General features: G+C 41.5%; 8 protein-coding genes and 1 tRNA gene. 7 read left to right on the forward strand and 2 right to left on the reverse strand.

The window, feature by feature from the left end; genetic code table 11:
* Positions 1 to 6 precede the first annotated feature (6 nt).
* From PSE60_RS09415 to PSE60_RS09435, 5 genes are read left to right on the forward strand one after another with little or no spacing between them, the layout of a single operon-like run.
* Positions 7 to 1,860 carry a phage tail-collar fiber domain-containing protein gene (locus PSE60_RS09415; RefSeq protein WP_272665243.1) on the forward strand — a complete coding sequence of 618 codons (1,854 nt, stop codon included), beginning with the start codon at positions 7 to 9 and terminating at the stop codon, positions 1,858 to 1,860.
* Positions 1,860 to 2,474: a tail fiber assembly protein gene (locus PSE60_RS09420; protein ID WP_336298609.1), complete on the forward strand. Its 615-nt coding sequence runs from the start codon at positions 1,860 to 1,862 to the stop codon at positions 2,472 to 2,474. The genes PSE60_RS09415 and PSE60_RS09420 overlap by 1 nt, the downstream gene beginning before the upstream one ends.
* Positions 2,456 to 3,232, forward strand: coding sequence for a hypothetical protein (locus PSE60_RS09425; RefSeq protein ID WP_272665244.1), 777 nt, complete (start codon positions 2,456 to 2,458; stop codon positions 3,230 to 3,232). The genes PSE60_RS09420 and PSE60_RS09425 overlap by 19 nt, the downstream gene beginning before the upstream one ends.
* Complete coding sequence (locus PSE60_RS09430) at positions 3,177 to 3,743, forward strand: baseplate complex protein (protein ID WP_272665245.1); 567 nt, start codon at positions 3,177 to 3,179, stop codon at positions 3,741 to 3,743. The genes PSE60_RS09425 and PSE60_RS09430 overlap by 56 nt, the downstream gene beginning before the upstream one ends.
* Before the next feature lie 2 nt (positions 3,744 to 3,745).
* On the forward strand, positions 3,746 to 5,422 hold the full coding sequence (locus PSE60_RS09435; RefSeq protein ID WP_272665247.1) for a hypothetical protein: 1,677 nt from the start codon (positions 3,746 to 3,748) through the stop codon (positions 5,420 to 5,422).
* Between the two features lie 681 nt (positions 5,423 to 6,103).
* On the opposite strand, the gene PSE60_RS09440 is transcribed toward PSE60_RS09435, so the two are convergent.
* Positions 6,104 to 6,179, reverse strand: a tRNA-Lys gene (locus PSE60_RS09440).
* Positions 6,180 to 6,434: 255 nt separating this feature from the next.
* On the opposite strand from PSE60_RS09440, the gene cycA reads away from it, so the two are divergent.
* Complete coding sequence (gene cycA, locus PSE60_RS09445) at positions 6,435 to 7,835, forward strand: D-serine/D-alanine/glycine transporter (RefSeq protein WP_210838623.1); 1,401 nt, start codon at positions 6,435 to 6,437, stop codon at positions 7,833 to 7,835.
* Between the two features lie 69 nt (positions 7,836 to 7,904).
* On the opposite strand, the gene putP is transcribed toward cycA, so the two are convergent.
* Positions 7,905 to 9,389 (reverse strand): sodium/proline symporter PutP, encoded by a 1,485-nt coding sequence (gene putP / locus PSE60_RS09450; RefSeq protein WP_210838621.1) that lies wholly within the window; start codon positions 9,387 to 9,389, stop codon positions 7,905 to 7,907.
* A gap of 498 nt (positions 9,390 to 9,887) precedes the next feature.
* On the opposite strand from putP, the gene putA reads away from it, so the two are divergent.
* Positions 9,888 to 13,871 carry a trifunctional transcriptional regulator/proline dehydrogenase/L-glutamate gamma-semialdehyde dehydrogenase gene (gene putA / locus PSE60_RS09455; RefSeq protein ID WP_272665248.1) on the forward strand — a complete coding sequence of 1,328 codons (3,984 nt, stop codon included), beginning with the start codon at positions 9,888 to 9,890 and terminating at the stop codon, positions 13,869 to 13,871.
* The last annotated feature ends 52 nt before the right edge of the window (positions 13,872 to 13,923 follow it).

Genomic DNA, 13,923 nt, shown 5'->3' on the forward strand with positions numbered 1-13,923 from the left:
ACATTCATGGCATCAGTTATTACAGTTGCTTTCGAAAATTGGAAAGCCCAAGAAGCAGCAAGCGGTAAGGCCGTATTGTTGGATGAATTCGTGTTTGCCAATGTGCCGAATTTAGACCCGTCACAGCCGATTGACCGCAATGAAAAATTACCCCCTGCAAATCAAATTGTTCACCGTCAAGCGGTCAATAAAGCAGGTTTAGCCAGCGAAAATGCAGTGGCCTATAGCGTCACATTGGGCGCAGAAGTCGGTAACTTTGATTTCAACTGGATAGGCTTACTAAATAAAGCATCCGGCACCGTAGCCATGATTACCCATGCCCCAACCCAAAAGAAACTTAAAACCCAAAATGGACAGCAAGGGAATGTATTAACTCGCTCATTTATCTTGGAATTCCAAGGCGCAGCCGAAGAAACCCAAATCAAGACCAGTGCGGAAACGTGGCAAATTGATTTCACGGCGCGTTTGTCGGGTATTGATGAAATGCAGCGCCTAATTAATGTTGATAGCTATGGCGCAGCTGCATTCTTTAATGATGGTTTTGAAGTCACCCGCAGTGGTGAACAATACACGGTCAAAAAAGGCTTGGGCTATGTGGGCGGTTTGCGCGGTGAACTGGCACAAAACCAGATTTTAAATGGCCTACGCAATACTAAGGTTTACGCTGATTTTTCTTATCAGGGCAACATTGTTAGCCAATGGAATACCGTTGTTAAAATCACATCAGCAGCAACATTAAATAATTATGTTGATGCCGCTGGATTTACTCACCAAGTGTTTGCGATTGCTAGCATTGATGCAAATGGCAATGTAAAAGATTTGCGCCCAATGGGGGCATTGAGCAGCCAAGAAATTAGCGCATTAGAAGCTCGCTTTAGACTTGATTTAAGTAAAAAAATTGATAAAGCCAATATTACCCATCAAATGGGAAATAGTACTGAGTTGGTGGTTAGCCAGCAGCTTCTGGCTACCGAATTAGGCAAGAAACAACCAGCCGGAAATTACGCCCCTGCGGGTGACTATGCAACCAACACAGCATTAAACGGCGGGCTAAATGAGAAATTTGATAAAAGATCAATAGTACAAAGTACGGGTTCATCAACTACAAATGCCATGAGCCAAGATGCCACAACAAAAGAATTAAATAAAAAATTAAATATTACAGGGGGGAATATAAAAGGAGGGATAGTTGTTGAGAGTACAAGTGTCTCAATATTAAGCCCTAATGATTACGGTGGATTTACTATCCATAGAAATTCTGGTGGGCATGTTCGAATTGAAACTTTACCAGCTGGCTCAACTTCAATGTTAACAATTGCAAATAGAAATTCCACTGGGGGAAATATTAATGTTGCATATGTTCCGAATAAGTCGGGTCATTTGGCAATGGCTGATGATGTTTCTTTGTCAGCAGTCCCAATCGGTGGCTCAATCATTTGGAACACATCAGCTCCTATCCCTGCTAATTATTGGGCAAATGAAGGCCGTTCATTCTCTGGTACAGAATACCCTGAAGCAGCAAAAGTATTTACTAACTTAAAGCTTCCTGACGACAGAGGATATGGAATTAGAGTTGCAGATAATGGGCGTGGAATTGATGCAGGGCGCACAGTTGGAACCTATCAAGATGATGCTGTGCAAAATATAACGGGAAATGTTGTCATTTCATCAGAAGTTACTCCGTCAGGAAGTGCCAATGGTGTTTTTAGTTTAACTAAAAAATCTGGATACGCTGTTACATCTGAATTTTTTACAAGACCCCTACATGAGATTAGTTTAGATATTTCTCGCCAAGTAAGGACATCGAGCGAAACCCGCATGAAAAACGTATCTAAAATTTTAATTACGAGAATGAAATAATGAAATATTCAACCGAAATAAAAAAAGCTGAATTTGATAATAATGGATTAGCTATTATTGCTGGATGGGCAGAAGTTTATCTATGTGATCCAATAACCCGCGAATATGTTCGTGCTTCATTAGATAATGTTCCATTTGGTGGCTCAGTTGTTGCTGATGCGTATTTGGATAAACCCGATTTACCAACAAAAGAGAATGTCGCTATTCTTCGCAGCGAAGATGAAAAATCATGGGTTCATGTTGCTGACTATCGCGGTAAAACTGCTTACAGCACGGAAACCCGCCAACCGATGGACGTTGATTTTATCGGTGAGTTGCCAAGTAACTTAACGTTATTAGAGCCAAAAACTGAGTTCGATAAATGGAATGGTAAAAAGTGGGTAACAGATACCGAAGCGCAAAAAGCGATGCTAATCGAACAAGCCGAACAGGAAAAAACGCAACATTTAGAAGAGGCAGAGCAAAATATCTTAATGCTTGAGCGCAAAGTGCGTTTAGGGATGGCAACCGCTGAAGAAATTGAACTTCTTAAGCAGTGGGAAATTTATAGTGTCAAAGTATCTGATATTGATACATCAACCGCACCGGATATCGAATGGCCAGTGAAACCATAGTTCACCCAAGATGGCGTAAATCATTGATGAAAATGTCCCCGACTATGTCGGGGTTAACTTGTTCGATGGTGCCTGCTCACCCATTTATTTACGGGCTTGGGCAAAAAACAGATACAGGCTGCTATTTAAGCCCAACCAACGCCATTAATCATATTGCAAAGAAACTGGCGGGTGCGGGTGAAACTGACATTGTTGTCATGATGGTCTGCGCTAAATCGCAGGTCGAATTTATGTCATTGTTACAAGTGTTTTCGTCTGTGTTTCCATTGCCAGTTTTCTCACAAGTGGAACGCATGGCAAAAACAGCGGCTAATCTGCAAGTCACCAAAATGCAATTGCCGAGCAAACAATTTGGCGGCTTACCTAAGCCGCAGGCACTATCAACATCAACAAGTCGAGCAACAATTAATGCTCAATTGATAGAACAGGCGAAAAATAGCGCAGGCAGCGCAAGCGGTATTGATGCCATGAAATCTGCTATGTCTGGCTTTAAATCAGCAAGAGAGAACGCACTTAAAGAGATTGGCAATAAACTCACTGATTTACTCGGAAAATCCGTGGTTATTTGGAGTTTTACGGGCAAAGGTACAGGCGATTATTTAGCGGAACGGCTACAAAAAGATATCCCTGAGCCAGATGCCATTTTTACATTGGCTACACTGTTCGCAGGAAGCGAACTGGCACCACTAAAAGGAATGCTTCATGATCCAACAAAATCAATCAACAGCACAGAACCCGACAATCACGCTCGCCCTTGATGGTGAAGCTATTCCGCTGAAAAACATCAAAGTTAATTCATCAATTCAATTTCAAGATAAAGACCAGTCCGGCCAAACGTCCAGCACATCCGTCGCAGAGCAAGGTATTAAGCCGCAAGAGTTGCGTATAACGGGCGTGATTAATTTTATTGATGAAAAAATCCTCACGCGCCTATTTACTTTGGCAAGAGCCACCGAAAACGGAAAGTTAAAACGTTATCGGGTGGCAAACCACACCGCAAAAGCGATTAATTTTCGCATTGGTACTTTTACCAACAATATTGATGCTAGCGAAATTGACGGGCAAATGGCGTGGCAAGTCACGTTCACATTAAGAGAGCATTTATCCGTATCGGAGAAAAAAGACGCCAGAGCCGCAGCCCAAGTCAAGGCGAAAAAACAAACGGGCAACCCGAAAGCACCGACGGCAGGCTCACAAGAAGAAAAAGACGAATTAACATGGTTTGAAAGTACAGTTTTGAAACCAATTGATGATTTTGGGAATAAATAATAATGAAACCCATTAGCCGCTGTTATTTATCTAATGATGAAGTCCATATTGTGGATGCTAAAATCATGCTTGAACTATCAGCCTGTGGTCGTGGTTTTTTGACGGTTGAGACAGAAAATGATTACACAGGTAAATTAGTTCGCTTTGATACGGGGTACACGGATTCATTGTATCGATATTTCACTGGATATGTTGAGCGGTCACAACCTGCCGATAATGGCTTTCAAAAATTATTTGTTCGTGAGCTCGTTGGCCTGTTTGATAAAATGTGGCCATGTTCATTCCAGCACCCAACATTAAAAACCATCACCGACTACTTACAGGAAAATAGCGGATTAACGTTTATTTTGCCCGATGCAAAATACATCAACACGCCTATTTCTCATTTCACCCACAACGGTACCGGATATCAGCTATTAACTAATTTAGGCGCAGTTTTTAGTATCACTGATTATGTGTGGTACCAAATGCCCGATGGTAAAGTTTTTGTCGGCAGTTGGGTTGATTCGATGTTTAAATCCGATAGTCACGAAATCCCCGCTGAATTTTCAAAGAAACAATCCGCAGGAAATAGCGCCACTTATCCATTAATCCCCGCCTTACGTGCTGGAACCGTGGTAAATAATCAGCGGGTTAATAAAATTCAGCTTGAAAATGACGATATTACGCTCTACTGGACAGCCGCAAATCCACTGACAGGGAAAGCCGAAAATAAGAGTCCAATTCAAAAACAAATTGATAAGGCTTACCCCGAATTATCCGCAGGTTTACATTTACCAAAATTCGCGCGAATTGAATCACCGAGCGAGTCAGTTAGTGCCGGTGATATTTCTGACCCATTCAGACCGAAATATGCCGTTGACGTACAATTGCTAGATAGTGACGGTAACGAATCAGCCGCACCAACTTACAAAGCCGTACCTTTACCACTACCAATGGCAGGCGGTGAAAGCGGTATGTTTCAATTTCCACCCGAGGGAACATTAGTCGAAATTGCTTTTGAAGGCGGCAGGCCAGATAAACCCTTTATCCGGCAAACGCTAAGTCAAAATAATACCCTACCGGACATACAACCAGGGGAGCAATTGCAGCAACAGCGCAAAGAAGTTTTTCAGCGTGTAACCCAAGATGGTAGTTGGAATCGTGAAACTGACCAAAGCATTAATGAAGCGTCAATGTTACGTATTATCAAAGCGGACAAAGAACAGCGCGAACTGGTCGCGAGGGAAACCACGGTACAGGCTAATGATACATTAACCATTTTAGGTACCAAGAAATTATTAGCAGGCGCGATACAGCAATTATCTGAGGGTGACTACTCAATCGCTACATCATCAAATTATGTCGCCAGTATTGAAAAAGACATGACCCTTGATGTTGGGAAAAACTCAAGTATCACCGTGGGACAAAAGCTGATAGAGAAAGTTGGACAAATAAAACAAAGTATTGCAGGCGCACAGCAACAAATTATAGCGCCTGTTATTTGGATAGGTAGCCAGCAAATCAACGTCGCACAATTGATGATAGACACATTAGATGTGGTCAAGGAATTAGCAGAACTCACAGCCGCACATACTCACAGCAATACAGGTGCGCCAATAAATGCAGCAGCTATCAAAGGCACAGGCACCAAGTCAGACACATTGAATAAAAAGTATTCTCCCGTCATTGGTAAGTAAAGTTATCGTCCACCATTTGCCCACCGAGTGTGGGCTTTTTTATGCATCCAATATAGCAGCCTGAGCGCAACTCAGAGCGCACCAATTACCCAACCACACCACGCAATAAATAAAATGGATCGCACTTACTGTATTGCGCTGGCGAGTCACAGTGCCCACGAAAGAAAAGATTACACCACGTAAAACGCACTACACCGCACCCGCCTGCACAATTTGGATCTAAAAATTATTTCAGTTTTAAAATTCTACAAAACATATCGCCAAGCCGCGCCAATACTAGATAGTTGCCAAAAATCTCAAACTGAAATGTGTGAGAAGAATTTCAATAGATTTCAGTTTTTAGATCACGTGATGGATCGCGCAAAAATCACAACACAATGAAATATATAAATATTTTCTATTTTACGTGAGTTTTATTGGATCGCGATATCAACCGTATAATTTCAAAAAGCCAGCAACCATGCGGCTTGAGAGGAATTGAAAAACTGAAATGAACTGGAAAATTATTTGGGGAAATTAGCGTGACATACTTTAGACAAAATAAAAATAGTTGTGACATGTCACGAAAATAATCAATGGTAGTGAAAAATCTCAGGGGACAAAAAAGGGACAATGACTACTAGACACAAAAAAGCCACCGTCTATAAAGTGGCTTATCATACTGATATTAAAGTTTAATTTTGGTGGGTTGTGGGGGGCTCGAACCCCCGACCTAATGATTAAGAGTCACCTACTCTGCCAACTGAGCTAACAACCCGATACAAATTATTTAACGCCTAACAATTGCTACAGTCAATATGATTCTGCTATTTTTATTATCTAAGTTAATTTAAAGTTACGAATGTAAAATTTAAGAGAACTATCGCTTGAATAAACATCACTTCGTTTCTAACAAGATAACTTTTCCTTATTCTAATTGAGATTTGTGTCACAATATTTCACGCAAACATAACCACAAAATTATAAAAAAGACTGTGGCTAATTATCACAAACCACTACGGACATCTTTAGTATGGAAGAAAATGCGAATTCACTATCAACACAACCCAATGCTGATCGTAATCAGCTAAAACGTAGTCTTAGTAACCGCCATATACAACTTATTGCTATTGGTGGCGCAATTGGTACAGGCTTATTTATGGGTTCCGGTAAAACCATTTCACTTGCAGGCCCATCAATTATCTTTGTGTATATGATAATTGGCTTTGTGCTATTTTTTGTGATGCGCGCAATGGGTGAACTGCTACTTTCTAATCTGGACTACAAATCATTCAGTGATTTTTCTGCTGACCTTATCGGCCCATGGGCAGGCTTTTTTGTCGGTTGGACATACTGGTTTTGCTGGGTTATCACAGGTATTGCCGATATCATTGCCATAACAGCCTATGTGAGCTTTTGGGTTCCTGATTTTCCTGAATGGGTAACCTCATTTATCTGCGTAGTCACCTTATTAACGCTCAACCTCGTTTCTGTCAGGCTTTTCGGTGAGCTCGAATTTTGGTTCGCCATGATAAAGATTGTTGCCATAGTGGCTCTCATTGCAGTAGGTGGCACATTAATTGCCATGAATTTCCAATCCCCTACGGGTCATACGGCATCTTTAAGCAACATCTGGAATGATGGTGGAATGTTCCCGATGGGGATCAGCGGCTTCTTTGCTGGCTTTCAAATTGCTATTTTTGCGTTTGTTGGGATTGAATTAGTCGGAACGGCAGCCGCTGAAACACGCGATCCAGAAAAATCTTTACCGAAAGCTATCAACGCAATTCCTATCCGGATCATTGCATTCTATGTGTTATCTTTAATTGTGATTATGGCAGTTACCCCATGGCGAACCATATTGGCCGATAAAAGCCCATTTGTAGAAATGTTTGTCCTGATAAGCTTACCTGCAGCAGCAAGTATTGTTAACTTTGTCGTTTTAACTTCTGCAGCTTCTTCTGCAAATAGTGGTGTATTTTCCACCAGCCGAATGCTTTTTGGGCTTTCAAAAGAGGGGGATGCACCAAAGCAGTTCAGCCAATTATCGAAAAAAGCCGTACCCGCTACTGGGTTAATTTTTACCTGTATCTGCCTCAGTTTTGGTATTGTTCTGATCTATTTTATTCCTGATATCATGCATGCATTCACACTAGTCACAACCGTGTCTGCGATTCTTTTCATGTTTATTTGGAGCATGATTTTATATAGCTATTTAAATTTCCGTAGAAAGCGCCCTGAGATGCATAAAGCATCCCATTATAAAATGCCTGCGGGTATTGTGATGTCATGGTTAAGCCTCGCCTTTTTTGCCTTTATGGTTGTTTTATTGGCATTTCAGCACGATACAAGACAAGCCTTACTAGCAACACCAGTTTGGTTTATTTTACTCTTCATTGGTTACCAATTCGCTAAGCGCAAAAAGAACCATTAATGAAAAATAAGTAAAAAGGCCGAATAACAGTATCGTTACTCGGCCTTTTTAGTTTATAAACTGGCTCAATTAGCTTGCTTTATATTCTGCCTCAGCTTCATCAAAACGAGCCTGCGCTGCTGCACTTGGCGCTTTAGTTATCAAGCTGACAACAACAATAGCGATTGTTGCGAATAAGAAACCTGGGATGATTTCGTACAAATCAAACCATTTGTATTTGATCCAAACGAGTACCGTCACTGCACCAACTAACATTCCTGCGAGTGCGCCCGTACGCGTCATTCGTTTCCACATTACAGAAATTAAAACAACAGGACCAAATGCAGCACCGAAACCAGCCCATGCATTACTCACTAATGCCAAAACTTTATTATTTGGATCACGAGCAATGTAAATGGCTATTGCAGCGACCAACAACACCATAAAACGCCCGACCCATACTAACTCTTTTTGGCTAGCACTCTTACGGATAAAAGGCTTATATAAATCTTCCGTTAGCGCACTCGCACAAACTAATAATTGGCAACTTAACGTACTCATTACCGCGGCTAATATGGCTGATAATAAAATACCAGCGATCCATGGATTAAACAAAAGCCCCGTTAACTCCATAAATATACGCTCATTATTTTGCATGACCGAATCCGCTAAAGCCGGATTATTTTCAAAATAAGCGATACCAAAGAAACCAACCGCAATCGTTCCACCTAGGCATAACACCATCCATGTCATACTAATACGTCGAGCAGAACGAATAGTACGAGCAGAGTCTGCTGCCATAAAACGTGCTAAAATGTGAGGTTGCCCAAAATAGCCTAATCCCCAACCTAATAATGACAGAATTGCGATAATATTCATGTCTTTAAACATATCAAGATATTCAGGGTTCTTAGCTTTAATCACTTCAATAGAGGTATCTATTCCCCCTAAAGAAAGGATCACAACAATAGGTGTAAGAATCAATGCGAAGATCATTAATGACGCTTGGACAGTATCGGTCCAACTCACGGCTAAAAAGCCACCTAAAAACGTGTAAGCAATCGTCGCGAGTGCACCTAACCACATCGCTTTCTCATAGCTCATATTAAATGTGCTTTCAAATAACAAGCCACCTGCGACCACACCTGACGCACAATAAATCGTAAAGAAAACTAAAATAACAACTGCAGAAATAATACGTAAAATCTTACTGTTATCTTCAAAACGGCTAGTAAAGTAGTCCGGCAATGTTAACGCATTATTATTTTTTTCTGTTTGGACACGTAAACGCCCAGCAACAAATAACCAGTTAAGATATGCACCGAGACTCAAACCGATAGCAATCCAACTTTCAGAAATCCCGGCCAAAAAAATCGCACCCGGTAACCCCATGAGTAACCAACCGCTCATATCTGAAGCACCCGCAGACAATGCGGTTACAACACTGCCTAAACTTCTCCCACCTAGAATATAATCGTCAAAGTTTTTCGTTGAGCGATAGGCCATATAGCCAATTAATAACATGCCAGTAATGTATACGACGAACATAATGATCATCGGAGTGCTTACAGTCATCCTGTTTTCTCCATTGAGTAGCTTTAATATTATTAGTTATCTTTATAAGTGACCGCTGATAACTTGTAACTTCATGGTGTTGCACTTTATTGCACATATTTAATTTATCTGCGCAAACACCAAATAGGTTGTGATTGTTTGTGTTGCACTAACTTAATATCTTAACTGCCACATCCTAGACAGAGTCGTATTAAATTAACAAGAAATTAACTATTTTTTATTGCATAAATAGAATCCATATCACAAATGTTAAAATTTAAACTTAAATTCACAATCAGATGTTTAACTGCCTTACCTAAAGAGGTTGAATATAACCATATGTAAAACATAGAAAATAAATGAATATCTATTTAATTGAAATTATTAGAACTCAAAAAATTCGATATGTTTCACATTTCTTTCAGAAATCACACGTAACAATGTTGCACAAAGTTGCAACATTAAGATAATGTGGTGTAACTTTTTGATTAAAATGACTCGTGACCTAGAGGAATTAAGATGAGTAGCACTACAACTATGGGTGTGAGACTTGATGAAGCAACTCGTGAACGCATTAAAAATGCCGCTCAGCGTCTTGACCGAACATCACATTGGCTTATCAAACAAGCTATTTATAATTACCTAGAACAACTCGATAATGGCCAAGCTTTTCCAGAGCTCGCACCGGGTATCGATGTAAAAGAAAATCAAACTTCTGATGAAGACACCACCGTTGAATCTAACTATCAACCATTCTTAGATTTCGCAGAGCACATTTTACCACAATCTGTAAAACGCTCTGCAATTACTTCTGCTTACCGAATCCCTGAAACACAAGCAGTGCCAATGTTGTTACAGCAAGCACAGCTCCCTACAGAACAAGCTGAAGCCGCTCATAAATTAGCTTATTCAATAGCTGAAAAACTACGCAATCAAAAAAATGGCATCGGCCGCTCAGGCTTAGTTCAAGGTCTACTTCAAGAATTTTCACTTTCATCTCAAGAAGGTGTCGCATTAATGTGTCTCGCCGAGGCCTTATTGCGCATTCCAGATAAAGCAACTCGAGATGCGCTCATCCGCGATAAGATTAGTAATGGGAATTGGCAATCACACCTTGGCCAAAGTAGCTCAATGTTTGTTAATGCCGCGACTTGGGGTCTGCTATTTACAGGTAAGTTAGTTTCTACGCATAATGAAGCTAAACTCTCAACCTCACTTAATCGCATCATTAGTAAAAGTGGTGAACCGCTGGTACGCAAAGGCGTTGATATGGCAATGCGCCTTATGGGAGAGCAATTTGTTACTGGCGAAACTATTTCCCAAGCGCTCGCTAACGCACGAAAACTCGAAGATAAAGGCTTCCGCTATTCCTACGACATGCTGGGGGAAGCCGCATTAACAGAAAAAGATGCACAAGATTACATGGTGTCTTACCAACAAGCTATCCACGCGATTGGTAAAGCATCAAATGGCCGCGGTATTTATGAAGGCCCCGGTATTTCAATTAAGCTATCTGCATTACATCCACGTTATAGCCGTGCACAATACTCCCGCGTAATGGAAGAGCTTTATCCACGTCTATTATCCCTTGTATTACAAGCGCATCAATACGATGTAGGGATTAATATTGACGCAGAAGAAGCCGATCGCTTAGAAATTTCTTTAGATTTACTAGAAAAACTCTGTTTTGAACCACAGCTCGCGGGTTGGAATGGAATTGGCTTTGTAATTCAGGCCTATCAAAAACGCTGCCCATTTGTGATTGACTCAATCATAAATTTAGCTGAACGCAGCCAACGTCGTTTAATGATCCGCCTGGTAAAAGGTGCCTATTGGGACAGTGAAATCAAGCGTGCTCAAATGGATGGGCTAGAAGGTTACCCAGTTTATACGCGTAAAGTGTATACTGACGTTTCTTATATTGCCTGTGCACGAAAACTGTTGTCGGTTCCCAATTTAATTTACCCGCAGTTTGCAACGCACAACGCACATACCCTCTCTGCTATCTACCAAATTGCAGGTAAAAACTACTACCCGGGCCAATATGAATTCCAATGTCTACATGGAATGGGTGAGCCACTTTATGAACAAGTGGTTGGTAAAGTCGCTGATGGCAAACTAAACCGCCCTTGTCGTATTTATGCACCTGTCGGTACTCACGAGACACTACTTGCCTATTTGGTACGTCGATTATTAGAAAATGGTGCAAATACTTCATTTGTAAACCGTATTGCTGATGCCACTATTCCGCTAGATGAATTAGTTGCTGACCCAGTTAAAGATGTCTTAGAACTGTCTAAAACTGAAGGTCAAATTGGCTTACCGCATCCAAAAATTCCGTTACCACGTGATTTATACGGTCAAGAACGTGTGAATTCGATGGGGCTTGACCTATCAAACGAACATCGACTGGCTTCCTTATCAAGTGCCCTACTGAGTGCAGGTATGCAGCAAAAAATGGCAGAACCACTGCTAGGGGGGAATTTCCAAGCTTCACAAACGTTACCTGAAGCAACACCGATTATAAACCCTGCCTGTAATAAAGATATTGTTGGCCATGTTCGTGAAACAACAGAACAAGAAGCTGAACATGCATTAAATACCGCTAACGATGCGGGTACTATCTGGTTCGCAACCCCGCCTTCTGAACGAGCAGCTATCTTATTACGAGCTGCTGATCTTATGGAACAACAGTTACAGCCGCTATTAGATATTTTAGTGCGTGAAGCTGGTAAGACCTACAACAATGCAATTGCGGAAGTTAGGGAAGCGGTAGATTTTCTTAATTACTATGCAACTCAAGTCAAGAATGATTTTGATAACAATACGCACCGCCCTTTAGGGCCTGTGGTCTGTATTAGTCCATGGAACTTCCCGTTAGCAATATTTTCAGGCCAAATTGCAGCTGCTCTCGCAGCAGGTAATACCGTACTCGCGAAGCCGGCGGAACAAACACCATTAATCGGTGCTATTGCGGTTTCCATTTTGCATCAAGCGGGTATTCCACGCGATGTACTGCAATTTTTACCAGGTAAAGGTGAAACGATTGGCGCCCAACTCGTTGGTGATAGCCGTGTTCGTGGAGTCATGTTTACGGGGTCAACTGAAGTTGCAGGATTACTTCAACGTAATATCGCTGGACGCTTAGATGCACAGGGCCGACCAACCCCGCTGATTGCAGAAACGGGCGGATTAAATGCAATGATCGTTGATTCTTCTGCATTAACAGAACAGGTTGTCACTGATGTTGTCGCATCTGCATTTGATAGCGCAGGTCAGCGTTGTTCAGCACTGCGCATTCTATGCATCCAAGAAGATGTCGCAGATAGAACGATTCGTATGTTAAAAGGCGCAATGGAAGAGTGCCGCATGGGGAATCCAGAACATTTATCAACCGATATTGGCCCGGTGATTGACAGTGAAGCAAAAGAAAATATCGATCAACATATTCAAAAAATGCGCAGTAAAGGGAAAGTCGTCTTCCAAGCTGCATTTGAAAATCATGATGATCAACAAGAACAAATGGAAGGAACCTATGTTAAGCCGACATTGATAGAACTTGATGATATTAGTGAGCTGAAAAAAGAGATCTTTGGCCCTGTTCTGCACGTTGTACGTTTTAAACGAGATGAGCTAGAAGCACTCGTTGAACAAATTAACGCTGCGGGTTATGGGCTGACACTTGGTGTTCACACTCGTATAGATGAAACTATCAACCAAGTTGTTTCAAAAGCTAAAGTAGGTAATCTGTACGTAAACCGAAATATGGTTGGTGCCGTTGTTGGCGTGCAACCTTTTGGTGGTGAAGGTTTATCTGGAACTGGGCCTAAAGCAGGCGGGCCACTATACCTCTATCGTTTATTAAGCGAACGCCCAGATAACGCGGTTTCAAACACGTTAGAGAGACAAGATAGCCATTTACCGATGGATGCCAGTGCCCGAACCGTATTACTCGAGCCATTTGAAGCACTTACTCAATGGTCTGAAAAACAAAATTCGGTTATTTCCCCCTCCGTTATTGAGCTATTTACACGCCATAGTCAGACAGGAACCTCTCGTGTATTACCTGGGCCAACGGGAGAAAGGAATACCTATACCTTGCGCCCACGTGGTTTGATTTTATGCCTTAGCGATAATGAACATGATTGTTTAACGCAGTTAACAGCGGTGCTTTCTGCGGGTTGTCAGGTGTTATGGCCAGATAGCGAACTTCATCAGAAGCTATTTAAGTCACTGCCTGAAAAAGTGCGAAAAACCATATCGCTAACTAAAAACTGGATAGAGTCTAAAGAGCCAATCGAAGGGGTTATTTACCATGGTGACAGCGATCAGTTAAAAGAGGTTTGTGCGGCGGTTGCACAACGTAAAGGGCCTATTATTTCAGTACAGGGCTTTGAACGTGGTGAAACTAATCTGCTGACTGAACGCTTACTTCATGAGCGCTCATTGAGTGTCAATACCGCGGCTGCAGGTGGTAATGCTAGCTTAATGACGATCGGGTAATAAACAAAAAGCCTGACCTCGCAGTTTATGAGGATCAGGCCATACATCACAA

The sequence above is a fragment of the Providencia sp. PROV174 genome (assembly GCF_028480685.1).
Lineage (GTDB): Bacteria > Pseudomonadota > Gammaproteobacteria > Enterobacterales > Enterobacteriaceae > Providencia > Providencia rettgeri.

Coding starts and splice junctions, on each gene's coding strand:
- PSE60_RS09425 (WP_272665244.1), top strand. CDS start 2,456: ATGGCCAGTGAAACCATAGTTCACCCAAGATGGCGTAAATCATTGATG.
- PSE60_RS09435 (WP_272665247.1), top strand. CDS start 3,746: ATGAAACCCATTAGCCGCTGTTATTTATCTAATGATGAAGTCCATATT.
- putP (WP_210838621.1), bottom strand. CDS start 9,389: ATGACTGTAAGCACTCCGATGATCATTATGTTCGTCGTATACATTACT.
- PSE60_RS09420 (WP_336298609.1), top strand. CDS start 1,860: ATGAAATATTCAACCGAAATAAAAAAAGCTGAATTTGATAATAATGGA.
- PSE60_RS09430 (WP_272665245.1), top strand. CDS start 3,177: ATGATCCAACAAAATCAATCAACAGCACAGAACCCGACAATCACGCTC.
- cycA (WP_210838623.1), top strand. CDS start 6,435: ATGGAAGAAAATGCGAATTCACTATCAACACAACCCAATGCTGATCGT.
- PSE60_RS09415 (WP_272665243.1), top strand. CDS start 7: ATGGCATCAGTTATTACAGTTGCTTTCGAAAATTGGAAAGCCCAAGAA.
- putA (WP_272665248.1), top strand. CDS start 9,888: ATGAGTAGCACTACAACTATGGGTGTGAGACTTGATGAAGCAACTCGT.